This is a genomic window from Halobacterium jilantaiense, from assembly GCF_900110535.1.
In the GTDB taxonomy this organism is placed as follows: domain Archaea; phylum Halobacteriota; class Halobacteria; order Halobacteriales; family Halobacteriaceae; genus Halobacterium; species Halobacterium jilantaiense.
In genome coordinates this window covers 28,945-51,456 of sequence record NZ_FOJA01000001.1, presented here as the reverse complement: position 1 = coordinate 51,456, position 22,512 = coordinate 28,945, and the positions used below count along the sequence as shown (strand labels likewise).

Here is a 22,512-nt window from a genome sequence, read left to right as displayed (position 1 = left end):
CGGCTGCCGCGGAGGCCCCACCACGCAGGGGCGGTGGGAATCATTGATGGAGCGGGAGGGACAATTGGCCGTAATTACGACCAGATGACGGGTATTCCCGAAACAGAAGGGGCGACAGCGTTCTTCGAGGAGGGGCCGGACACGATTCTCGTCGTCAACGAGGACGGTCGAATCCGTCGAGCGAACGACCGCGTCGAGGACATGTTCGGGTACGAGCCCGACGAAATCGTGGGGGAACAGGTCAGCGTCCTCGTTCCCGAGGACGCCGCGGACCACTCCGAACTCGTCGCGTCGTACTTCGACGACCCCGAGAGGCGTCCGATGGGCGCGGGCCTCGAACTCCGCGGTCGACGGAAAGACGGGTCGACGTTCCCCGTCGACGTGAGCCTGAGTCCCCTCGAAGCCGACGACGGCTGGGCGGCGCTCGCCGCGGTCCGGGACATCAGCGAACAGCGGCTGCTCCGCCGGAAGTACCGGACACTGCTCGAGACAGCGCCAGACGCCGCGTTCGTCGTGGGTGTCGACGACGGCGCGGTGCTGGAGGCCAACGACGCGGCCGCCGCGCTCGTCGGCGAGCCCGAGGACGACCTCGTCGACCGCCACTACTCCGTCGTCTTCCCGGAGGGGCCGGACGCCCGGTACGTCGACCTGTTCTCGCTCGACCCCGGCGAGTGCGTGCGGTGCTCCCGGTTCGAGGACGGCGACGACATCTGTGTGGTGACCAGCGACGGCGAGCGCGTGCCCGTGGAAGTGAGCGCACAGCGCGTCACCGCCGCCGGCGAGGACGTCGTGCTGACGATGCTGCGGGACGTCTCCGAGCGCCGCCAGTACGAACGGGACCTGACCCGGCAGATAGACCGCCTTGAGCGGGTCGCTCGCGTGCTCTCCCACGACCTCCGGAATCCGCTGAACGTCGCCGAGGGGAACCTCGAACTCGCCGCCGAGACCGGCGACCTCGACCGCCTCGACGACGTGGAAACGGCCCACGACCGGATGCGGGAGATTATCGAAGAGGCGCTGACGATGGTGCGAAGCGGCGCTGACGTGGAGAGCGTCGACGCCGTGGAGCTCGCGGCGCTCGCGACCGAGTGCTGGGAGAACGTCACAACTGAGGGCGCCACCCTGAACGTCGTGTCGCCCGGCGTGGTGTACGCCGACGAAGACCGCCTGGCGCACGTCTTCGAGAACCTCTTCCGGAACGCCGTCGAGCACGGCGCTACGAGTCCTGGCTCGCAGGCTCGGCAGGACGGCGGCGGGTCCGTGACCGTCCGTGTCGGTGTCGAGGACGACCACTTCTTCGTCGAGGACGACGGTCCGGGCATTCCGCCCGAGGACCGCGAGTCGGTGTTCGAACTCGGGTGGACGACCGAGGAGTTCGGCAGCGGCCTCGGCCTGAACATCGTCGCCGACGTCGCCGCCGCCCACGGCTGGACGCCGACCGTGAGCGAGAGCGCGGACGGCGGCGCGCGCTTCGAGTTCCGGGACGCCAGAACCGCGCCCTACGACGACACGTTCGCAGTCGGTGACGACACCGACGGCGACGACGGCGAGACACCCATCGACAGCCACTGAATCGTCGGTTCGTCGGCGAGCGACTGAACCGTCACGGCAGGCGTCAGTCGTCGCCGAACGAGTAGGTCGTTGCAGTCGGCGTCAGTCGTCGGCGGTGGCTTCGGTTCGGACGAGCTCTTCGACGCCGGCGATACCGTGCGCGCCCTCGCGCTCGGCGGCGCTCGCCGCGACCTGAACGAACTCCGCCTGCTCGCGGGCCGCCGGAATCGTGTGGCCGCCACAGTAGCTCACACCCGAGCGCACGCCGGCGAGGAACTCGGCGACGGCGTCGGCGAGCGCGCCGCGGTACTGGCTCAGGCCGGCGACGCCCTCGTCGGCGGAAATCTCGATGTCCTTGTCCGTCCGGTCGTCGTTGGCGTCCGTCGACGCCATCCCGCGGGACTCCTTGTAGCGCGCGCCGTCGACCCGCACGACGCGGCCCGGGGCCTCGTCGGTCCCCGCGAAGAACGACCCCATCATCACGGTGTCAGCGCCCGCCATCAGCGCCTTCGCGGCGTCGCCGGACGACCGGATGCCGCCGTCCGCGATGACGGGGATACCGAGGTCGTCGGCGGCGTCGGCGCAGTCGTCGACCGCCGTGAGCTGCGGGACGCCAGCGCCGGCGACCTTCCGCGTGGTGCAGTGGCTGCCCGGCCCGATGCCGACTTTCACGCTGTCCGCGCCCGCCGCGTGGAGGTCGCGGACGCCCTCCGGCGTGGCGACGTTCCCGGCGACCAGCGGGACGTCCGGGAACTCGGATGCGATGGCGTCGACGGCGTCCAGACACGCCTCCATGTGGCCGTGCGCGACGTCGACCATCACGACGTCCGCGCCGGCGGCCACGACGGCCTCGGTCCGGTCGAGGAACGCTTCGTCGATGCCGACCGCAGCGCCGACGCGCTCGCCGGCGTCCGCGGCTGTCTCGACCTCGCTGGCCTGCTCGTCGACGCCGAGGAAGCGGTGAATCGTCCCGAGCCCACCAGCGGCCGAGAGCGCGACGGCCGTCTCCGACTCCGTCACCGAGTCCATCGGAGCAGACAGCAGCGGCACGTCGAGTTCCACGTCCGGCGTGAGCTGCGTGGAGAGGTCGACGTCGCTGCGGCTGTCGACTGGCGAGCGCTGCGGCACGAGGAGCACGTCCCCGTAAGACAGACCGGTTCGTACGTCCATAGGTGACCTTCACGGTCCAGGCCGCTGATTCACTTAGGCGTGTCGGTGTTCGCTACCGAGCGCGGCGACTGTCGGGTCGGGGTGTCGAGAGGGACGGCCGAGGGGCTGGGGTTGCGCGGACTGCAAGTCATAAGCCCCTCGCGCCGTATCCTCAGACAATGAACGGTAACCGGTTCGGGCGGCTGTTCCAGGTGACGACGTACGGCGAGAGCCACGGGGCCGGCATGGGGGTCACGGTGTCGGGCTGTCCGGCGGGCGTCAAACTCGACGAGGAGACGGTCCAGCGGGAGCTCGACCGCCGGAAGCCCGGCCAGTCCATGATCACGACCTCCCGGGGGGAGCCCGACGAGGTCACCATCCAGTCCGGCCTCCTGGACGGCTACACGACGGGGACGCCGCTCGGGATGACTATCGAGAACAAGGACGCCCAGTCCGGGAAGTACGAGCCGTTCGTGACGGCACCCCGGCCGTCGCACGGCGATTACACGTACTCGGCGAAGTTCGGCACGCGGAACTGGGGCGGCGGCGGCCGCTCGTCCGCCCGCGAGACGGTGAACTGGGTGGCCGCCGGCGCGGTCGCGAAGGCGGTCCTCGACCAGTCCGAGTACGACATCGAGGTGAAAGCGCACGTCAACCAGATTGGGGACATCGAGGCACCCGAGGTGTCCTTCGAGGAGCTGCTGGAGCACAGCGAAGAGAACGAGGTGCGGTGTGCCCACCCCGAGACCGCCGAGGCGATGCGCGAGGCCATCGACGACTACCAGGAGCGGGGCGATTCGATTGGCGGGTCCATCTACTTCGAGGCGCGGGGCGTGCCCCGGGGGCTCGGCGCGCCCAGGTTCGACGGCGTCCCGTCGCGACTGGGGCAGGCGCTGTTCTCGATTCCGGCGACCACGAGCGTCGAGTTCGGACTGGGGCGGGATGCCAGGTCGGTGGCGGGCAAAGAGCGCAACGAGGACTGGGAGTTCGCCGACGGCGACGAGGACCACGTGGTCGCCGACGAGGGCGACCCGATTCCGGAGGGCAACGACCACGGCGGCCTCCAGGGCGGCATCACCACCGGCGAACCCATCTACGGCGAGGCGTCCTGGCACGCGCCCACGTCGGTTCCGAAGACCCAGGAGACGGTCGACTGGGAGACCGGCGAGGAGAAGGAGGTCACTGTGACCGGACGCCACGACCCGTCGCTGCCGCCTCGGGCGGTACCGGTCGTTGAGGCGATGCTGTACTGCACGATTCTGGACTTCATGCTGCTCGGCGGGCGCATCAACCCCGACCGACTGGACGGGCGACCCGGAGCGTACGACACCGACTACCACCCGAGCAGCCCCCGGAACGACGAGTAGGATTGCCGGGGTGTCGGCCCCGATTCTGCAGCGAAGTTGCTTTCCCCGTGGCTCCCCGAGTCGTCGTCGATGGACGCCGAACAGGAGACGCGCCGGAACCCCTACGGGATGGACGAAGACTGCCGGAACTGTCCCGGCCTCTGCGACCAGCGGGAGCGCGTCGTCCACGGCTACGGCGACGTCGGCGCGGACTTCGTCTTCGTCGGGGCGTCGCCGAGCGCCGCCAGCGAGGCGGCCGGGGTGCCGTTCGTCGGCGACGAGGCGGGCGAACAGTTTCAATTCGTTCTGGGGAGCGTCGGGCTGAACTACTCGCTGCCGTCGAGCACGGAGCCGGAACTGGAGAACGCCTACGTGACCTACCTCTCGCGCTGCCGGCACCCCGACCGCGCGGCCACGGAAGACGAGGTTCGGACGTGCGAGCCCTACCTCAACGCGGACGTGCGGATGATAAATCCCGAGGTGCTGGTGCCCGTCGGACAGCGCGCGCTCACCGAGCTCGGCGAGGAGTACACGACTGAGCCCGCAGAGAACCTGGACGTCGAGGAACTGCACGCGTCGACGGTCCGAGGGCGGGGCTTCGAACTCGCGCCGATGATTCACCCACGTGAGCAGAGCGACAACGACGCCGACGAGTGGATAGCGTTCTTCCTAGCGCTCCAGGACACCGACTACCGGCAGACGAAGGGACGGCGCGGCCGGTAGACGGACAGGCTGCGGTCTGCGTTACCAGTACGGCGTGCGCCGGGTCTGCTCGGCGCTGGTGACGCCCGTGACGACGACGGCGAGCACGAGCACTGCGACGAGGCCGGCAGTGACGCCTGCGGGCAGCGACTCGGCCGTCGCGGGCAGGCCGGCGGCCGACCCGCCGACGAGGACGGCGATGGTGACGACGCCCGCGGCCGTCAGCGCGGCCAGCGACTTCGTGGAAGCCATGTGTCACTGTGCGACGGGCGTCGACTTAGACCCGTCGGCCGATGAGGCTGCCGCGCGTGTCCGCATCGTGTCCGTTCCGAGAGGTGTGTATGGTCTCCCAGCCGAGGACCGCGTACCACGACGTTCAAGCCACGGGAGCCCTGAGTCGGGGACATGACAGTCGTCGCCGTCGTCGTCGACCCGCCGCGTGACGGACTCGTGCTGCCAGCCCTCCCGGACGAGACACCGCTGTCCGCCGGCGAGGCGACCCGGCTCTACGAGGCGATGGTGTCGGACGCGCTGCTCGCGGCCGCCGAGAGCGGCGGCGACCTGCTCGTGAACTACCGGAGCGACGAGCAACTCCCGGACGAACACGTCCCCGAGGACGCGGACGCCGAGGCCGAGGTGCGGGCGCTCGTCGAGGACGTGCTGGACGACGACCAACTGGGGGACGTTCGAATCGAGGTGCAGGTCGGGTCCTCGCGGTCGGCGCGGGTCGGCAACACGGTCGCCCATCTGCTGGAGACCGAGGACGCGGGGTCTGTGGCGGTGCTGGAACCAGACGTGCCAACGCTCTTCCGGAAGGACGTCGACAGCGCCGCGATGAAGCTCCGACGCAGCGAGACCGTGCTCGGGCCCGCCGACGACGGCGACCTCTACTTCGCGGGGTTCAAAGCGCCGGTCGACTTCGAGGGCGCACTGGAGACGCCGGCGCTGGAGAACGTGAACGCTCGCGCGGTCGACGCCGGCCACGACGTGGACTTCCTCGCCACCCGACGTCGAGTACGGTCGGGCGGCGCGCTGCGCACGCTGGTCTCGGAACTGCGCGCCCGGCGGGCGTCCGGCCGGCTCGTCCCGGCGTACACGACGGCGCTCGTCGAGGACCTGGGGCTGCGAGTGGACGGCGACGAGGACGGCGAGCCCACGCTCGTGACGGAGTGAGGCGACTGCTTCCTCGACCGAGCCGCGGCCCGGAGTAGAGGCGGGCCCCGGATTTCGAGTGTTCTGTGTGCGTGCAGTGGGTGACCCGTGAGACGGGCACCCCAATCTGCAAGTGTTCTGCGTTGCGGGTCGGCGGGAGCGGCGAGTGGCGGTCGGTCCCCCACCCCGGGTTTCGAGTGTTCTGCGCGAGAGCAGCGGCGGGAGTGATTCCGAGCCGACCGTCAGGCGAAGGAAGTCAGGCCACCGGGTCGTCGGCGTCCGCGATGGCCTCCTGGACCATCGCCGCGTCGACGTCGAGTTCGTACTCGAAGAACTGCCCACCGCCGCGGCCGTAGTTACGGTCGTGCTGGCGGAGGAACCCCAGCATCGAGAGGTCGTTGAGGTGGTCGTGGACGCTGCGCTGACTGAGCGGCTCCGAGGCGTACTCGGCGGCCACGTCCTCGTAAACCTCGTACAGTTCCTTCGCGCGAACGGGCGTCTCACCCTCGATGGCGGTCTGGGTGACTGCGAGCAGGACGTACTGGCCGTGCGTCGTGAGGTCCTTGATGGAATCCTTGATGCGGCCGCGCTCCACGCGCTCGACGGCCGTATCCACATCTCCCTCGCTCACGGTCTCGCGCTCGTCCTCGATGGCGACGTTCACCGACTCGCGCAGGAGGTCGATTGCCTGCCGCGCGCTCCCCCGGTCGCGGGCCGCGAGTGCCGCACACTGCGGAATCACGCCCTCGTCGAGGACGCCGTCGCTGAGCGCGCGGTCGGCGCGGTCGTCCAGAATCGTAACGAGTTCGTTCGCGTCGTACGGCGGGAACTTGATCTCGCGCTCGCAGAGCGTGTCCTGGACTTTCGGCGAGAGGTCGTTCCGGAACGTGTAGTCGTTCGAGATACCGACGACCGCGACCTGCGAGTCCTCGATGTTGCCGTTCGTCTTCGCTCGCGGGAGCTGGTAGAGCAGCATGTCGTCGTCGCCGAGGTTGTCGATCTCGTCGAGGACGATGAGCACAGTCCCCTCGCGCGTTTCGATTTCGTCGAACAGGGCGTTCAGCACGTCCGACGTGGACAGCCCGGTCGTGAGCGGGTCGCGGTCGGTGTCCGCGCGGAGTTCGTTCACGAGCGCGATTGCCGCCTGGTACGACGACGGGTGGTGATGGCAGTTCACCTCGACACTCGTGACGCTGTCGACGCCGTCCCGGTCCTCGGCCTCGTACTCCAGGGCGTCCATCATGTACCGCGTGACCGCGGTCTTCCCGACGCCGGTCTTCCCGTAGACGAAGACGTTGTCGGGCTCCCAGCCGTCGACGACGTCCTGGAGGGCGTTGGCGTACTGGTCGATCTCCTCGTCGCGTTCGAGAATCTCGTCGGGCTCGTAGTGGTCTTTGAGGACGTCCTTGTTGGCGAACAGCTCGACGCGGTCCCGGAACGGCGTCTTCATCGCTACCTCCCGCTTCTTCGCACCCCACAATAATACTTTGGTTCTATTGTTTCTTTAGTTTCGGCTGTTCTGCCAGTGCCTGCGGTTTCACTCACCGGGCGAATAGCGACTCCAAGACGCTGAAGCCGAGGAAATCGAGGGAATCGCGGCCGGTCGGTTCGACACTCCGATTCGACGCACGTCGCGCGTCGGTCACTCCGACAGAACACTTGCAGACCGGGGTGCCCGTCCCGCTCGTCCCGATCGCCCTGGTGGGCGCTCGCGAGAACACTCGAAATCCGGGGTGGGGGCCGGAGCTTCCGCACAACGACAGTTTCAACCCTCCCCCGGGCGAACCCCCAGTTGCACGGTGAGGTGGCAGAGCGGCCTATTGCGCCGGTCTTGAAAACCGGTGGCGTCACGCCTCCTGGGTTCGAATCCCAGCCTCACCGCTTCTCTCGATACGCTCGTCCGGAGCTACCCGACCACCGCCAGCACGACGTGCTCCTCGCCCACTGCGACCCGATCCACTCCCCCGAATCCCGCCGCCGACAACTGCGGGCGGAAATCGAGGTCCCGGTGGTCGACGACCCACAGCGTCCCGTCGCTCGACAGCACGCGCCGAGCGCCCTCGAACAGGTCCCGGAGCACACCGTCGCCGGCGTGTGTCGGCGGATTACAGAGCACTGTATCGAAGCGCCGCTCCTCAACGCCCGCGGTCCCGTCAGCAGTCACGACCTCCCCGTCGACCCCCGACGCCGCGAGGCTGCACTCGGCACAGCGGGTAGCCGGTCGGTCGTCGTCGGTCAGCGTCACAGCCGACCCGCCAGTCTTCGCAGCCCAGACCCCCGCGGCTCCGTAGCCACAGCAGAGGCCCAGCACGCGGTCCCCGTCCATCACTCTCGCAGTCTCCAGTAGCAGCCGAGTTCCGTGGTCGAGCCCCGTCGCGGCGAACACGCCCGGCACGGACACCAGCGAGAGCGGGACGCCGTCGACAGTCGTGTCGACTTCGGCGTGTGCATCTCGGTCGGTGGTGGCTCGCTGACTGCGGTCTGCGGACGAACAGTACACGCGCCGCTCCGCAGCCGGCGTTCGCACCGAACGCTGGACCGTCCACGCGACGGGAGAAGACGGACCACGGGCTACGGGCGGCGCGTGCCCGGGTGCCGGACAGCGTGACGCCACGCACCGCGACCCCGGACGGGTCGGATTCCGTGACGCCCACAGCCGGCGAGCCAACCGAACAGTCGCCCCCCGACCGCTACTGGGAGACGACCGACGACCGAGAGGCCCTGTGCAATCTACCCCGGACTCCCGCCGACTAACACTTGAGACTTGGGGTGGGGTGCCCAATTGGGTTCAGCAGCCCTCCGAGCGACCCATCGGTGTCCCGGGACCGAACGGGGTCCCCGGTGTTCCGGGGTCGAAGGTGGTTTCAAAAGTCCATCCGAACGGCCACTCGAATGCGTGGTGACTCCGGACCCTCGTCTCTGCTCCCGCCGGACTGGCAGGCCGCCCTCCGGCGACGGCAGGTCGCCGTCTACGGAGTCGCCGTCGCACTCGCCGTACTCACCGCGACGACCACGCCCAGCGCCGCCGGGACGGTCGAGGCGTTCCTCGACCCCGTGCTCTCCGTTCTGCTCTACGTCACCTTTCTGGAAATCCCGTTCGTGCGGCTCCGCGAAGCGTTCACGAATGGCCGCTACCTCGGTGCCGCCCTCGGCTTGAACTTCCTCGCCGTGCCGGTCGTCGTCTGGGTGCTCGCGCAGTTCCTCCCCAGCGACCCCGCAGTGCTCGTCGGCGCACTCCTCGTCCTCCTCACGCCCTGCATCGACTACGTCATCACGTTCACCGACCTCGCCAACGGCGACGCCGAGCAGGTGACCGCGACGACACCGCTGTTGATGCTCGTCCAGTTGCTCCTGCTTCCGGTGTACCTCTGGCTGTTCGTCGGCCCGGACGTCGCCGGCGTCGTCGACGCCGGGCCGTTCGTCGACGCGTTCGTGACCATCATCTTCGTGCCGCTCGCGCTCGCGTGGCTCACCGAGTACTGGGCCGAACGGTCGACGTCCGGGGCGCGGTGGCAGGCGGCGATGGGCTGGCTACCGGTGCCGATGCTCGGCGTCACACTGTTCGTCGTCGTCACCTCGCAGCTCCCGCGCGTCCGGAGCGCCATCGGAGAGTTCGCCGCCGTCGTTCCCGTCTACGTCGCGTTCCTCGTCACGATGCCGGTGCTCGCCCGAGTGGTGGCCCACGCTCTCGACATGGACGCGGGTGAGGGGCGGGCGCTCGTGTTCACGTCGGTGACGCGGAACTCGCTGGTCGTCCTGCCGCTCGCACTCGCGCTGCCGCCCGAGTACGCGCTCGCGCCCGCCGTCGTCGTCACGCAGACGCTCGTCGAACTCGCTGGCATGGTCGCGCTGACGCGCGTCGTCCCCGCCTACCTCGTCCCGGAGCGCGCTCCGGACGGGCCCACCGAACAGTCGGACTGAGAGCCAGCCGGATTGAGAAACCGTTTTGAGGCCAGCGGCGGACCACTCACGTATGGCAGAGATGGAAGACCCCTCGGGGCGGGACTGGGTCCACGACCCTGACGGCGAGAAGGGCAGCGAGGGCGGCCGCAAGTACGGGCTCGCGGTGCTGTCGAAGATGACCACCGAGGGCGAGGACTTCCCGCTGGACGCGGCGGCGTTCGTCGAGGAGTACGGCGACTCGCCGGTCAGACTGAACCACCAGCGCGTGGTCTCGGTCTCCGAAATCTTCGAGCACGTCGACGCCGACGAGTTCGAGACGAAAGTCGACTTCCACAAGAAAGTCGGTGCGGCGCTGCAGGCGGCGGACTTCCTGGACTACCACCCCCAGGAGTAACGTCGGCGGCGATTGCTTTTCGGGTGTAGTTACTGCGGTTTTCGTCCAGCTACTGCCGTTCGTAGCGCGCGTCCTCGCGGGCGGCCCACGCGGCCATCTCGGAGCTCTCGGCCTGCACTTTCTCCTCGAGGAGGTTGACGGCGACGGAGTTCGCGCCCTCGGGGATGATGATGTCGGCGTGTTTCTTCGTCGGTTCGATGAACTGCTCGTGCATCGGCTTCACCGTCGAGAGGTACTGGTCCATGACGCCCTCGAGTTCGCGGCCGCGCTCGACCACGTCGCGTTCGATGCGCCGGAGAATACGGACGTCGGCGTCCGTCTCCACGTAGATGTGGAGGTCGAGCATCTCGTTGACGTCCTCGTCGTATAGCGCCAGAATTCCCTCCAGAACGATGACGTCCGTCGGTTCGACGGTGATGCGTTCCTCCTTCCGGACGTGCTGCTCGAAGTCGTACTGGGGCATCTCGACGGACTGCCCGGACAGCAGCGTGTCCATGTGGTCGCGGAGGAGGTCCCACTCGAACGCCGAAGGGTGGTCGTAGTTGGCCTTCGCGCGCTCCTCGAAGTCGAGGTGCGAGAGGTCCTCGTAGTAGTTGTCCAGCGGGATGAGCGTCACCGACTCACCGACCTCGTCGGTGATTTCGTGGGCGACGGTGGTCTTGCCAGCGCCCGTCCCACCCGCGATGCCGATGACGAACGACGGGATGGTCATTGCTACACCGAAATCAGTCGAGCGGTGTTGAATGCAGCGTTTCACGGCCTGGAGCGCCAGTCGGCGTGGTATCGTGCCCCACTGAGGTACGTCGCACTCGCTGAAACCACTTGCGGGGATAGCTTTTAGCTCGGGTGTATGTTACTGACACGCATGGATCAGTTAGCGCTCAGGGACGTGATGTCCCGCGACTTCGTCGGTGTCAGCGAGGCCGACGGACTGCTCGACGCCGTGTCGTTGCTACGCGAGGAGAACACCACTTCGGCGGTGGTGCTCCGTGGAACCGAACCGGTCGGGATGCTCACCGCAGACACGGTCATCGACGTCGTCGCCGACGACCGCGACCTCTCCTCGGTGGACGTCGCGGAGGTGATGACGGAGACGCCTGCGTCGCTGCCCCAGAGCGCGACGGTCACCGAGGCCGGTGACGTGATGGCGCGCACCGGCGACCACCGCGTGCTCGTGACGGCCGACGACAGCGTCGAAGGCGTGCTCGAAGCCCGCGACATCGCGCCGGCAGTAGCTGGCCGCACGGAGTCCGGCGGGAGCACGCCGGCCACGGGCGGTGCACCCGGCAGCGTCGCCGCCACTACCGACACACCCGTCGAGATGGCCGAGTCCACGAGCGAGGAGTTCGCTGACGGCCCGACCGACGAGTACGCCGACGGCGCAGCGCCCAACGACTACGCCGAGCAGGGCGTCTGCGAGAGTTGCGGAGGCCTCGCGGCCGAACTCGCGAGCGTCAACGGTCGGCTGCTCTGTACCGAGTGCCGGTCGGTCTGACGGGCCAGCGGCCGGCCCTCGGGTCGCGGTCCGGCCACGTCACTGTGGCGCTAGACCTGTCTATTTACTCGCATCCGAGTATTGCCAGCTGGCGGCGTCTCGCGCGACGGAAACGCATATACAGGCACACGAAGTCCGTTGGAATACATGCCGATACGGACCCTCGACGACCTGGCGGCGGCCGACCGCGCGGTCGGGGTGCGCGTCGACATCAACAGCCCGCTGACCGACGACGGTCGGCTGGCCGACGACGCTCGCCTCCGCGCGCACGTCGACACGCTGGCCGAACTGCTCGGCGACGACGCCCGCGTCGCCGTGCTCGCCCACCAGGGCCGTCCGGGCGGCGACGAGTTCGCGCGCCTCGAGTCCCACGCCGAACGACTCGACGACCTGCTCGAGTTCCCCGTGTCGTACTGTGACGCCACCTTCTCGCAGGACGCCCGAGACGCCATCGCCGAGTTGGACGGCGGCGAGGCCGTCATCCTGGAGAACACTCGGTTCTACAGCGAGGAGTACATGGAGTTCGAGCCGCCGCGTGCGGCCGAGACGTTCCTCGTCGACCGGCTCGCACCCGCCCTCGACGCCTACGTGAACGACGCGTTCGCGGCCGCGCACCGCTCCCAGCCTTCCCTCGTCGGGTTCCCCGAGCGCGTGCCGGCGTACGCCGGCCGCGTCATGGAGGAGGAACTCGCCGTGCTCGGTGCCATCGACGAGACGCCGACGCCCCGCACGTACGTCGTCGGCGGCGCGAAGGTCCCGGACTCGGTGATGGTCGCCGAACACGCCCTCGAACACGACCTCGCCGAGGACGTCCTCGTCACGGGCGTCGTCGCGAACGTCTTCCTCGCGGCCGCCGGGGTCGACGTCGGCCGGGAGTCGACCGCGTTCATCCACGACCGCGGCTACGAGAACGAGATTGCGCGCGCCGGCGACCTCCTCGCGGAGTACGGAGACCGTCTCCACCTCCCCGTCGACGTGGCCGTCGAACGCGACGGCGAGCGGGTCGAACTCTCCACGGACGACCTGCCGCCGGCGGACGACGAGGCGCTCCTCGACGTCGGCAGCGAGACCGTCGCGGCGTACGCAGACGTACTCGCAGAGACCGGTACCGCCGTCCTGAACGGCCCGGCCGGCGTCTTCGAGGACGACAAGTTCGCCGACGGCACCCGGGGTATCTTCGAGGCGGCATCCGGCGCGGTGTACAGCATCGTCGGCGGCGGCGACACCGCGGCCGCCATCCGCGAATTCGGGCTCTCCGGCTTCGACCACGTGAGCACTGGCGGCGGTGCCGCGCTCCGCATGCTCACCGGCGAGGAGCTGGCCGCTGTCGAAGCGCTCCGGTGACGATGCCGGACCCGCGCGTCCGGCCGGCGACCGGCGAGGACGTCGACGCCGTCGCCGACATGTGGGTCGCGCTCGCCGACGAGCAGCGCGCCCACGGCTCCCACCTGCTCGCCGCAGCGAACCGTAGTCAGGCCCGAGACCTGATAGCCCAGTACGTTCACGCCGACGGCGTCGCGGTCGCCACCCGAGGGAGCGTCCCCGTCGGATTCGTGATGTTCCACGCGGAGACTGGCTTCTACGAGACGGACGCCGCGAGAGGCGTCGTCGACAACATCTACGTCAGGCCCGACCTGCGCGGCGACGGACTCGGGTCCGCGCTCCTGGACTACGCCGAGGACGCGCTGCGCGACCGCGGCGTCGACGCGCTCGCGGTCGAAGCGCTCGCCGCCAACGAGGCCGCCCGCCGGCTCTACGAGTCCCGGGGGTACGAGGCACACCGGGTCACCCTGGAACGGTCGGCGGAAAACGATACGCACTCAAAGGACGACGCGTAATCTCGAATTGCGCCAAGGGAGCTTGGGTGGTCCAAGCACTCGATTTGTAATCGAGAGTTCGTGCGTTCAAATCGCACCCTTGGCTCTCACACCGGGAGCCCGCGCGTCCGTAGTCACGCCTGCTCAGCACCGTCGGTCGCGCGTTGAGCGGGTGTAGACCGACTCCACTCCCGCGTTCTCACTACCCAGTAACCGGATGGGCTCTACTTGATACCGGCGTCCGTAAGAAAGGGGTGCGCAGCGACCACTGCGACGCCACGAGAACGACAGATGACCCAGAGCCACTCCAGTCCGACAGAGGCACCGACCGGGGTCCGCGGGCGCTACGAGTCGTTCATCTGGTGGACGATGGACGTCGTCGGCGTCACCGGCTCCGTGCGCGCGAAAGTACTGATGGCAGTCGGTATCCAGTTCGCGGTGTCGGTCGCACAGGTGGCCGTGCCCCTGTACCTCTCGGGCACGGCGCGGGTAGTGACATCCGCGGTCCTCCTGCTCGGCGCGGGGCTGGCGTTCGCGAACACCGTCCTCGTCGTCGAACGGGACTTCGTCGAGCCGGTGACGAAGCTCCGGGCCGCTGCCACCAGCATCGCGGAGGGTGACCTCGTCGAGGACCCGCCGGCGACCGACCAGCGCGACGAAATCGGGGAGCTCGTCGACGCGTTCGCAGCGATGCACCACCACCTCGGCGTGGTCGCCGAGCAGGCCGAGGCGCTCGCTGACCACAACTTCGATGCGCCCGTACTCGAAGAGACGCTTCCCGGCCGGTTCGGGGCGTCGCTGCGCCGGATGACGGCGAGCCTCGACCGCCACATCGACCGCATCGAGGCCGACCGCGAGCGCTCCACGCTCCTGAACTATCTCGTCAGCCACGACGTTCCGAACGTCGTGAACGTCTTGCGCGGCCGGCTCGACCTCGCACAGCGCCGCACCGACGACCCGGAAGTCGAGGAACATCTGGACATTGCCGAGCAGCAGGTCGACGAGATACAGGACGTCTGTGGCGTCGTCGGGAAGCTGACGAGGGACGGCGGCGTCACCTCAGTCGATGTCGCGGACATCCTGCGGGGCGAGGTGTCCCGGGTCGAGGACACGTTCCCGGACGCTCGCGTCCGCGCCGACATCCCCGACGGTTCCTGTCACGTCCACGGCAACGAACTCCTGAACTCCGTGTTCCGGAACCTCGTGACGAACGGCATCGAACACAACGACGCCGACACGCCGGCGGTGTCGGTCGAGGTGACCCGCGAGAACGAGACCGTGGTGGTGCGCGTCGCCGACAACGGTCCGGGACTGGACGTCGAGGACAGCGAGGCGTTCTTCGAGAGCCGGCCGGTCGGCAGCGGCCTCAACATCGTTCACACCGCTGTCCGGACGTTCGGCGGGAACGTCACCGTCGGCGCAAGCGACGCCGGCGGCACGGAGTTCGTCACGGAACTCCCGCGACACGGGGAGACGGCGAAGCCGCCCGAGGGCGACAGCGTGCCCGTCCCACAGACCGACTGACCGGGCGCTCTGTGGTGGCTGCGTTACTCCAGCATCTCGCGGGCGATGACGTTCTTCTGGATCTCCGTGGTGCCCTCGTAGATCTGGGTGATCTTCGCGTCGCGGTAGAAGCGCTCGACGTCGAAGTCGTTGACGTAGCCGGCACCGCCGTGAATCTGGACGGCTTCGTCGGCGACCTCGACAGCGACGCGGGACGAGAACTCCTTGGCCATGGACGCGAGCGCGGTGAGCTGCTCGTCGCGGTTCTCGACGCTCCACGCGGACTTCTGGGTGAGCGTGCGCGCTGCCTCGGTCTGCGTGCGCATCTCGGCGAGCTTGTGCTCGATGGCCTGGAAGTCCGAGATGGGGCGGCCGAACTGCTCGCGTTCCTGGGCGTACTCCAGTGCGCGGTCGGTCGCGCCGCGGGCGATGCCGACGCCCTGCGCGGCGACCATCGTACGGGTCTCGTCGAAGAACTGCATGATCTGGAGAAAGCCGCCGCCCTCCGTACCGATGAGGTTCTCCTCGGGGACGCGGACGTCGTCGAGGATGAGTTCGGCGGTGTCCGAGGCGCGGATGCCGAGCTTTCCCGTGATCTTGTCCGCCTGGAAGCCGTCGCGGTCGGATTCGACGACGATCTGGCTGAAGCCGTTGTAGCGCCCGCTGGCGTCGGGGTCGGTCTTGCAGAGGACGACGAAGTAGTCGCCGACCGAACCGTTCGTGATCCACATCTTGTTGCCGTTGAGCACCCACTCGTCGCCGTCCTTCTCGGCGGTGGCAGCGACGCTGGAGACGTCCGACCCGGTGTCGGGCTCGGAGATGGCCGACCCCATGATGGCGTCACCGGACGGGATGGGTTCGAGGAAGCGCTCTTTCTGGTCCTCGGTGCCGAACGCCATGATGGCCTCGGCTCCGAAGCCGGCGCTTGAGATGCAGAGCCCGATCCCGGGGTCTGCGGCGAACAGTTCCTCGACGATGATCGCCGTCTCCAGCGGCGAGTAGCCGGCACCGCCGTACTCCAGAGGGATACCGGGGCCGAGGAGGCCGGCGTCGGCGGCCTTGTCCATGACCTCGTGGGGGAACTTCTCCGCCTGATCGTACTCGCTGGCGACCGGAATGATCTCGTTCTCGGCGAAGCGCCGCACTTCGTCTCGGATTGCCTGTTGCTCGTCGCTGAGTCCGAAGTCCATGTGTCGTTCTACCGCACACCGGGTCAAAAGTACTGGTAAACGGTGGACAATGTCACCACAGTTCCCCGCCCGCCCGGTTCTGTCACCGAGACAACTTAAATCGGGTTCCGGAAACCACCATAAGGCAGCCGTGTCACGGGGTTAACTGCAATGTCCGACTACGAACTGCCGCCGCTTCCCTACGACTACGACGCACTCGAACCGCACATCAGCGAACAGGTCCTCACGTGGCATCACGACACCCACCACCAGGGCTACGTGAACGGCTGGAACGCCGCCGAGGAGACCCTCGAAGAGAATCGCGAGTCCGACGACCACGGTTCCACCGCGGGCGCGCTCGGTGACGTCACCCACAACGGCTCCGGCCACATCCTCCACACCCTGTTCTGGCAGTCGATGAGCCCCGAGGGCGGCGACGAGCCGTCCGGCGCGCTCGCCGACCGCATCGCCGAGGACTTCGGCTCCTACGACGCCTGGCAGGCCGAGTTCGAGGCCGCAGCCTCGGCCGCCGGCGGCTGGGCGCTCCTCGTCTACGACCCGCACAGCGAACAGCTCCGCAACGTCGCCGTCGACAAGCACGACCAGGGCGCGCTCTGGGGCAGCCAGCCGATTCTCGCCCTCGACGTCTGGGAGCACTCCTACTACTACGACTACGGCCCGGACCGCGGCAGCTTCGTCGACGCCTTCTTCGAGGTCGTCGACTGGGAGGAACCCCGCGACCGCTTCGAGCAGGCCGTCGACCGCTTCGAGTAACGCGTCCGGCAGCTAGTCGCTGTCCACCCACGCCCGTCCGCCACCCGGTCCACCCGTCTTCTCGGCCCTGTTCTGCCGCCCGAACAACTGACAACGCCGGCAGTCCGGCCGTAAACGCTACAGTCGCTCGCTCGAACGTCTTCCTGTGGCTGCCTCTCCGTTCCTCGACGACGTCCGCCAGCGCCTGGTCGCGGAGGGCTGGGTGACGGCGAGCGCACGCGTCAACTCCGAGACGGTGGTGATGCGCGCGCTCCGCGAGGACGGCAAGGGGCCGTCGAAGCTCCTCGCGATGGTCGTCGACGACGCCGACGCCGCGGCGACCGCCGACCACGTCCAGTACCTGATTCGGGGCGCAGCAGAAGCGAGCGCGGACGCGACGCTGCTCACGTCGCTCGCGACGGTCACCGACCGCGCGCACCGGACTGCCGACGATGCGGGCGTGGCGGTCGTCGCGCCGTCGACGCTCCGCGACGACACCCTGGACACGACTGTCCTGGACGTCCTCGCGAACGTGCTGGACGCCTGACGACAGACCGGAGAACCGAACTCGCCGACCGACTATCGGTGCCGCCTGCCGCGCTCCGATTCACCGAGCGCTCGGGAGACCAGCGGAGACAGCAGCCCGAGCCCGAGGATGCCGGCGAAGCCGAGTACGCCGACCTCTGCCCAGTCGATGCCGCCGCCACCGCTCCCGCCGCCGACCTCGACGTCGCCGACGACGACAGCGCCTTTCATGCCCATGCTGCGGTGGGGGCCACAGAAGTACTGGTAGACGCCCTCGGTCTCGAAGGTGGCACTGTACGTGTAGCCCTCGTTGTTGATCTCCTCCTCGCCGCTCCAGTCGGCGTTCTCCGGCTGGCTCTCGACGACGACGTTGTGGGTGTTCGACACCCACTCGAACGTCACTTCGGTCCCCGGGTCGACGCGAACGGCCGCCGGCCCGAAGCCGTACGGCCCCCCGTTCGCCTCGACGCCGACTTCGACAGTGACCGAGTCACTCCCGGTCTCGTCGACGACGCCGTCGTAGTTGCTGACGCCGCTCAGCCACTCGGCGACGCCGGCGTCCTGTGCCGCCGCGCCGCCGGCGAGCGCGCTCGTGCCCACTGCAGCCGCTCCAGCGCCCGCAGACGCCCGGAGCAGGCTCCGTCTCGTGACCGCTGAATCGCTGTGAGTCATCCTCGTCTAGGCATCGTAGCCCGCGTACTCCATCAACTTCCCGAAGATGTCCGTGTCCATCGCCTCCTTGTAGACGATGCCGGTCAGCATCCCGCCAGGGTAGAAGTTCCCGTTCATCACGTGGTTGACTTTGTGGCAGTGCATCAGGTAGATGCCGGGCTCGGCGTTCGCCTCGAACTCGATGGTGTGGCGCTCCGCCGGTGCCATGTCACTGATGTCGTGTTCGTACTGGGCGGCCTCCGGAATCTGGCCGCCGTCTTTCTCCACGCGCTTGAAGCGGTGGTTGTGGATGTGCAGCGGGTGGTTCATGTAGCCGCCGTTGACGAGGTGGATGCGGACCGTGTCGCCCTGCTCGACGATGACGGGCGAGCCGTCCTCCGGGTGGAGGGTGCGGGGCGCGGACTTCCCGTTGACGGTGAACACGTCCGGATTGCGCGTGCGGGGACTGTACTCGACGTCCTCGCCGGCCATCTTCCGGTTCAGACGGCTGTCCCAGTCCTTGACCGTCATGAAGTACTCCTTGTCCGCCGGCTCGTACCCCTTCGGATCGACGCGGAAGATGCCGTACATCCCCATGTCGATGTGGCGGTGGGTCTGGTAGTGGCAGTGATAGATGTGCGTCCCGGGGACGTTGGCGGGAATGGTGTACGTGTGTTTCTCGCCGGCTGCCACGCGGATGCCGGTCGTCGTCGGGACGCCGTCGTTCTCCCACGAGGTCTGCGAGCCGTGGAAGTGCAGCGTGTGCGGGCGCTTGCCGTCCGTGTTGTCGAGTGTCACCTCGATGTCTTCGCCCTCCTCCGTGCGGACGATGGGGCCGGGAACGCTCGGGTCGCCGTCCTCCGTGGCGAACGCCCAGACGCGCGGGAGTTCGACGGGGCCACCCATCGTCTCCATCGGATGGACTTCGTGGACGGCGGGGACGCTCTTCAGCGTGACCTGATTGCCCTGCTCGGTCGCGTCGACGACTTCCGGCGGGCTCGTCGTCGGGAGCCCGGACTGCTGTACAGTGTCGGTCGCCGCGGTCTCCGTGGCGGTCTGCACGTCGTCGCCGCCGTCGGGTGCAGTGCAGCCGGCGAGAGCCGCCGTGCCGATACCACCGGTCGCCGCAACGAATTCGCGCCGCGAGATGCCGAGGCCTGGTGCGCCGAACTGGTTCGTCATACAGTTCGGGGTACGACCCCCCTACTTAATCGCGGCCCGCTGATTCCCTCTACTGGGGAACCGTTCCTACCGTCTGGGAACGCCTGAGCGCCTGAGCCGACCCGTTTGGCACTACCTAAACCCTTCGCCCGAACACGTTCGCTCACGGTTGATACACCCCACCGTCACGGGCGGCTCCGCGTCGCTGCCGCTGGCAGTCAGCGCCACGAGAATCGAGTAATCGGCCAGTCCGTCCGACGCCGTCAGTCGTCGGTGGCCGCCCGCTGCCGCTCGGGGAGCGGGCCGTCGTATCCCGCCGGCACGTACGGACACAGCGGGTCGCTGCCCATCGGGTCGCCGGTCGCGGCGTACGCCCGCGACCGGCTGCCGCCACACGAGTGCCGGAACTCGCAGGCCCCGCACTTCCCCCGGAGGTCGTCTTTCTCGCGCAGCGTCTCGAAGAGGTCGCTGTCCCGATACACGTCGACGACGGACTGCTCGCGGACGTTCCCCGCGGACTCGGGGAGGAACCCGGACGGGTACACCTCGCCCGTGTGCGAGACGAACGCGAAGCCGTCGCCGGCGGTGATGCCGCCCCGGCGCTGGGCACCGCCACCGTCGCGCGCCTGCGCCTGCTGTGCGCGCACGCGACGGTACATCGGGGCCTCAGTCGTCTTGATGCCGAAGTTCTCCTCGCGGGCGACCTCGTCGAGCCACTCCATGAGGCGCTCGGCGCGCTCCGGCGGGATGGCGTCGAGCGCGCGGCCGCGGCCGACCGGCACGAGGAAGAACACGCTCCACAGCGTCGCCCCGAGGTCGCGAACGAGGTCACGGACGGCCGGCAGGTCCTCGACGGTCCCTCCACAGACCGTCGTGTTCACCTGCAGCGGCACGCCCGCCTCGCGGGCGGCCCTGGCGGCGCGGACGGTTTCCACGAAGCTACCGGCCTCCCCACGGAACGAATCGTGCGCCGCCGGACTACCCCCGTCGATGCTCACGGCGAGCTGTTTGACGCCAGCGTCGGCGAGCGACGCCACGGCCTCCCGGGTCAGTGACTCCGTCCCACTGGGCGTCACCGTCATCCGGAGGCCCTGTTCGGTGCCGTACTCGACGAGCTCGACGGTGTCCGGTCTCGCCAGCGGGTCCCCGCCGGACAACACGACGAGCTGTCCGTCGCCGAAGTCGGCGGCGTCGTCGAGCAGGCGTTTCCCCTCCTCGGTCGTGAGCTCGTCGGGGTGTCGCCGGGGCTGTGCGTCCGCCCGGCAGTGCTCGCAGGCGAGTTCGCACGCCTGTGTCACTTCCCAGATGAGCACGAACGGTCGCTCGCTCGTATCTACTGGCGTCATGCTTGGGTCGGGGCCGACAGCCAGCGGTTCGCGTGCGGCTGTCCCGCCCCACGTCGACGTATCGGGTTCTGGGGCTTGTATCGGCGGGTGTGTTCCCAGCCGACGGGAACGTACGGGAGCCCCATTTGGGGCGCGCGGCTAGGGCGTGGTATGACAGCGGAACGAACGCGGGTGACCGACGAGCCGCGGAGCGCCACCGGCCGCGAGTGGGAGGTGTTCGTCCGCGAGGACGCCGACGGGCCGCTCAAGCACGTGGGCAGCGTGACCGCGGGCGACGCCGACGGCGCACACGACCACGCGTCGGCGCTGTTCGACTGGGTCGCCGAGACGGTCTGGGTGTGTCCGGCCGACGAGACGCGGCGGTACACCGCGGCCGGCGTCGACGGGGGGCGGTCGGCGTGATTTCCGTCAGCAAGCTGCTGTGTGACCTCGACGCGGAGAGCGACGGCCTGCGGTACGACGCCGCCGACGAGTCCTCCGAGGACCAGATTACCGAGGACAAACAGCAGCGGCCGGTCGTCGTCTGGAACCTCACGAAGCAGTGCAACCTCTACTGCTCGCACTGCTACGCCGCCGCCGACACCGAGACGGCACCCGGCGAACTCTCCACCGAGGAGGGGAAAGCGCTGCTCGACGACCTCGCGGACTTCGGTATCCCGGTCGTGCTGTTCTCGGGCGGCGAGCCGATGGTTCGGGATGACCTCGAAGAACTCATCGCGTACGCCGACGACGTCGGTATCCGGCCGGTCCTCTCGACGAACGGGACCCTCATCACCGAGGAGCGCGCCGAGGCGATGAAGGAGGCGGGCCTGAAGTACGCCGGCGTCTCCGTCGACGGGCTGCCGGAGCGCAACGACGAGTTCCGGGGCGAGGACGGCGCGTTCGACGCCGCGGTGCGCGGCATCGAGAACAGCCTCGACGCCGGCCTGAAGACCGGGCTGCGGTACACCATCACTGAGGCCAACGCCCCCGACCTGCCGGAGGTCGTCGACCTCCTGCACGACGTGGGCCTCGACCGCTTCTGCTTCTACCACCTCGACTACGGCGGCCGCGGCGCGGACATCTCGAACCTCGACCTCTCGCCGGCCGACACCCGGGAGGCGGTCGAGATGGTCTGTGACCTCACGCGCGAGTACCACGCCGAGGGGAAGGAAATCGAGACGCTGCTCGTCGGGAACTACGCGGACGCCGGGTTCCTCGTGGAGTACGCGCGCGAGGAACTCGGCGACGCGCAGGCCGACCGCATCCACCGCTACCTCGAAGCGAACGGCGGCGACCCGACCGGGGAGCGCATCGCCGACGTGGACTACCAGGGCAACGTCCACATGACGCAGTTCTGGCAGGGGTACAGCCTCGGGAACGTCCGCGACCGCCCGTTCAGTGACATCTGGACGGACGACACGAACCCCCTGCTGCGGGGGCTCCGTGACCGCGACAACCGCCTCACCGGGCGGTGTGCGTCCTGCCAGTACCAGTCCATCTGCCGGGGCGGGTCCCGGCTGCGCGCGCTGTCCGCCGGCGGCCCCTTCGACCCGGACCCGAAGTGCTACCTCACCGAGGACGAGCGGGAGCCGGAGGCGGCGGCCAGCGCGGTCGAGGACGCGTCGGCCGACTGACTGGCGACACCTGTTTTTCGAGAAGCGAGCTGGTCGACGGTCAATTCGGCGTGATGTAGACGCGCCACTCGTCGCCGGCCCGTTCGGTCTCGTAGTCGAAGCCGCGGTCGGTCAGCACGCCGTACAGCGGCTCCGGCTCGAAGCTGTTCACCAGCAGCAGCGTCTCCCGGTCGCCGAGCGTTTCGATGGCGGCGACGATGTCGCTGAACGGTTCGCCGTCGACTTCGCGAGCGTCGAGTCGTGCGTCCGGCTCGTCGTGCATGTGTCTGGGTACGAGAC

Annotated in this window: 24 protein-coding genes and 2 tRNA genes; 16 read left to right on the top strand and 10 right to left on the bottom strand. The window is 68.6% G+C overall.

Going from position 1 to position 22,512, the window contains the following annotated elements; genetic code table 11:
* Positions 1–84 precede the first annotated feature (84 nt).
* Positions 85–1,572, top strand: coding sequence for a sensor histidine kinase (locus BMW35_RS00290; protein WP_089667156.1), 1,488 nt, complete (start codon positions 85–87; stop codon positions 1,570–1,572).
* Between the two features lie 81 nt (positions 1,573–1,653).
* Here BMW35_RS00290 and BMW35_RS00285 read toward each other — a convergent pair whose 3' ends face one another.
* Positions 1,654–2,721, bottom strand: a complete 1,068-nt coding sequence (locus BMW35_RS00285; RefSeq protein WP_089667155.1) for a guanosine monophosphate reductase — start codon at positions 2,719–2,721, stop codon at positions 1,654–1,656.
* A 158-nt stretch (positions 2,722–2,879) separates the two neighbouring features.
* Here BMW35_RS00285 and aroC point away from each other — a divergent pair, with 158 nt between their 5' ends.
* Positions 2,880–4,067: a chorismate synthase gene (gene aroC, locus BMW35_RS00280; RefSeq protein ID WP_089667154.1), complete on the top strand. Its 1,188-nt coding sequence runs from the start codon at positions 2,880–2,882 to the stop codon at positions 4,065–4,067.
* Between the two features lie 69 nt (positions 4,068–4,136).
* Positions 4,137–4,769 carry a uracil-DNA glycosylase gene (locus BMW35_RS00275; RefSeq protein ID WP_089667153.1) on the top strand — a complete coding sequence of 211 codons (633 nt, stop codon included), beginning with the start codon at positions 4,137–4,139 and terminating at the stop codon, positions 4,767–4,769.
* Positions 4,770–4,790: 21 nt separating this feature from the next.
* Here the strand turns inward: BMW35_RS00275 and BMW35_RS00270 are convergent, their stop codons facing one another.
* The gene (locus BMW35_RS00270) at positions 4,791–5,000 is read right to left on the bottom strand and encodes a hypothetical protein (RefSeq protein ID WP_089667152.1); all 210 of its coding nucleotides are present in this window, start codon (positions 4,998–5,000) and stop codon (positions 4,791–4,793) included.
* 153 nt (positions 5,001–5,153) lie between these two features.
* On the opposite strand from BMW35_RS00270, the gene BMW35_RS00265 reads away from it, so the two are divergent.
* Positions 5,154–5,921, top strand: coding sequence for a DUF2064 domain-containing protein (locus BMW35_RS00265; RefSeq protein WP_089667151.1), 768 nt, complete (start codon positions 5,154–5,156; stop codon positions 5,919–5,921).
* A gap of 235 nt (positions 5,922–6,156) precedes the next feature.
* Here BMW35_RS00265 and orc8 read toward each other — a convergent pair whose 3' ends face one another.
* Positions 6,157–7,350 carry a DNA replication protein Orc8 gene (gene orc8 / locus BMW35_RS00260; RefSeq protein WP_089667150.1) on the bottom strand — a complete coding sequence of 398 codons (1,194 nt, stop codon included), beginning with the start codon at positions 7,348–7,350 and terminating at the stop codon, positions 6,157–6,159.
* Between the two features lie 348 nt (positions 7,351–7,698).
* On the opposite strand from orc8, the gene BMW35_RS00255 reads away from it, so the two are divergent.
* Positions 7,699–7,781, top strand: a tRNA-Ser gene (locus BMW35_RS00255).
* A 25-nt stretch (positions 7,782–7,806) separates the two neighbouring features.
* Here the strand turns inward: BMW35_RS00255 and BMW35_RS00250 are convergent.
* The gene (locus tag BMW35_RS00250) at positions 7,807–8,427 is read right to left on the bottom strand and encodes a class I SAM-dependent methyltransferase (protein WP_245708102.1); all 621 of its coding nucleotides are present in this window, start codon (positions 8,425–8,427) and stop codon (positions 7,807–7,809) included.
* Between the two features lie 365 nt (positions 8,428–8,792).
* Here BMW35_RS00250 and BMW35_RS00245 point away from each other — a divergent pair, with 365 nt between their 5' ends.
* Both BMW35_RS00245 and BMW35_RS00240 read left to right on the top strand, forming a co-directional pair.
* Entirely contained in the window at positions 8,793–9,821 is a 1,029-nt protein-coding gene (locus tag BMW35_RS00245; protein ID WP_089667149.1) for an arsenic resistance protein, read from the top strand.
* A gap of 52 nt (positions 9,822–9,873) precedes the next feature.
* Positions 9,874–10,197 (top strand): DUF5785 family protein, encoded by a 324-nt coding sequence (locus BMW35_RS00240; protein WP_089667148.1) that lies wholly within the window; start codon positions 9,874–9,876, stop codon positions 10,195–10,197.
* A 49-nt stretch (positions 10,198–10,246) separates the two neighbouring features.
* Here the strand turns inward: BMW35_RS00240 and udk are convergent, their stop codons facing one another.
* Positions 10,247–10,909 carry a uridine kinase gene (gene udk / locus BMW35_RS00235; RefSeq protein ID WP_089667147.1) on the bottom strand — a complete coding sequence of 221 codons (663 nt, stop codon included), beginning with the start codon at positions 10,907–10,909 and terminating at the stop codon, positions 10,247–10,249.
* Positions 10,910–11,062: 153 nt separating this feature from the next.
* Here udk and BMW35_RS00230 point away from each other — a divergent pair, with 153 nt between their 5' ends.
* The 5 genes from BMW35_RS00230 (at position 11,063) to BMW35_RS00210 (ending at position 15,033) form a co-directional block, all read left to right on the top strand.
* The gene (locus tag BMW35_RS00230) at positions 11,063–11,692 is read left to right on the top strand and encodes a CBS domain-containing protein (RefSeq protein ID WP_177170745.1); all 630 of its coding nucleotides are present in this window, start codon (positions 11,063–11,065) and stop codon (positions 11,690–11,692) included.
* 147 nt (positions 11,693–11,839) lie between these two features.
* Positions 11,840–13,036: a phosphoglycerate kinase gene (locus BMW35_RS00225; protein ID WP_089667145.1), complete on the top strand. Its 1,197-nt coding sequence runs from the start codon at positions 11,840–11,842 to the stop codon at positions 13,034–13,036.
* 2 nt (positions 13,037–13,038) lie between these two features.
* Positions 13,039–13,530, top strand: coding sequence for a GNAT family N-acetyltransferase (locus BMW35_RS00220; RefSeq protein ID WP_089667144.1), 492 nt, complete (start codon positions 13,039–13,041; stop codon positions 13,528–13,530).
* 11 nt (positions 13,531–13,541) lie between these two features.
* Positions 13,542–13,615: transfer RNA gene (locus BMW35_RS00215), tRNA-Thr, on the top strand.
* Between the two features lie 185 nt (positions 13,616–13,800).
* Entirely contained in the window at positions 13,801–15,033 is a 1,233-nt protein-coding gene (locus tag BMW35_RS00210; RefSeq protein ID WP_089667143.1) for a sensor histidine kinase, read from the top strand.
* A 23-nt stretch (positions 15,034–15,056) separates the two neighbouring features.
* Here BMW35_RS00210 and BMW35_RS00205 read toward each other — a convergent pair whose 3' ends face one another.
* Complete coding sequence (locus BMW35_RS00205) at positions 15,057–16,202, bottom strand: acyl-CoA dehydrogenase family protein (protein ID WP_089667142.1); 1,146 nt, start codon at positions 16,200–16,202, stop codon at positions 15,057–15,059.
* Positions 16,203–16,352: 150 nt separating this feature from the next.
* Between BMW35_RS00205 and sod the strand changes: the two genes are divergently transcribed.
* Positions 16,353–16,955, top strand: a complete 603-nt coding sequence (sod, locus tag BMW35_RS00200; protein ID WP_089667141.1) for a superoxide dismutase — start codon at positions 16,353–16,355, stop codon at positions 16,953–16,955.
* Positions 16,956–17,100: 145 nt separating this feature from the next.
* A complete protein-coding gene (locus BMW35_RS00195; RefSeq protein ID WP_089667140.1) occupies positions 17,101–17,481 on the top strand; it encodes a hypothetical protein in 381 nt (126 codons plus the stop codon).
* Between the two features lie 32 nt (positions 17,482–17,513).
* Here BMW35_RS00195 and BMW35_RS00190 read toward each other — a convergent pair whose 3' ends face one another.
* The 3 genes from BMW35_RS00190 to BMW35_RS00180 all read right to left on the bottom strand — a co-directional run bounded on the left by BMW35_RS00190 (position 17,514) and on the right by BMW35_RS00180 (position 20,617).
* Positions 17,514–18,059: a halocyanin domain-containing protein gene (locus BMW35_RS00190; protein ID WP_245708101.1), complete on the bottom strand. Its 546-nt coding sequence runs from the start codon at positions 18,057–18,059 to the stop codon at positions 17,514–17,516.
* Positions 18,060–18,137: 78 nt separating this feature from the next.
* Positions 18,138–19,292, bottom strand: coding sequence for a multicopper oxidase domain-containing protein (locus BMW35_RS00185; RefSeq protein ID WP_089667138.1), 1,155 nt, complete (start codon positions 19,290–19,292; stop codon positions 18,138–18,140).
* Positions 19,293–19,534: 242 nt separating this feature from the next.
* Entirely contained in the window at positions 19,535–20,617 is a 1,083-nt protein-coding gene (locus BMW35_RS00180; protein WP_089667137.1) for a radical SAM protein, read from the bottom strand.
* A gap of 150 nt (positions 20,618–20,767) precedes the next feature.
* Here BMW35_RS00180 and BMW35_RS00175 point away from each other — a divergent pair, with 150 nt between their 5' ends.
* Entirely contained in the window at positions 20,768–21,019 is a 252-nt protein-coding gene (locus BMW35_RS00175; protein WP_089667136.1) for an Htur_1727 family rSAM-partnered candidate RiPP, read from the top strand.
* Positions 21,016–22,233 carry a TIGR04347 family pseudo-SAM/SPASM protein gene (locus BMW35_RS00170; protein WP_089667135.1) on the top strand — a complete coding sequence of 406 codons (1,218 nt, stop codon included), beginning with the start codon at positions 21,016–21,018 and terminating at the stop codon, positions 22,231–22,233. Before BMW35_RS00175 ends, BMW35_RS00170 begins: the two co-directional genes overlap by 4 nt.
* 40 nt (positions 22,234–22,273) lie before the next feature.
* Here BMW35_RS00170 and BMW35_RS00165 read toward each other — a convergent pair whose 3' ends face one another.
* Entirely contained in the window at positions 22,274–22,495 is a 222-nt protein-coding gene (locus BMW35_RS00165) for a DUF2249 domain-containing protein (RefSeq protein WP_089667134.1), read from the bottom strand.
* Between the last annotated feature and the right edge of the window lie 17 nt (positions 22,496–22,512).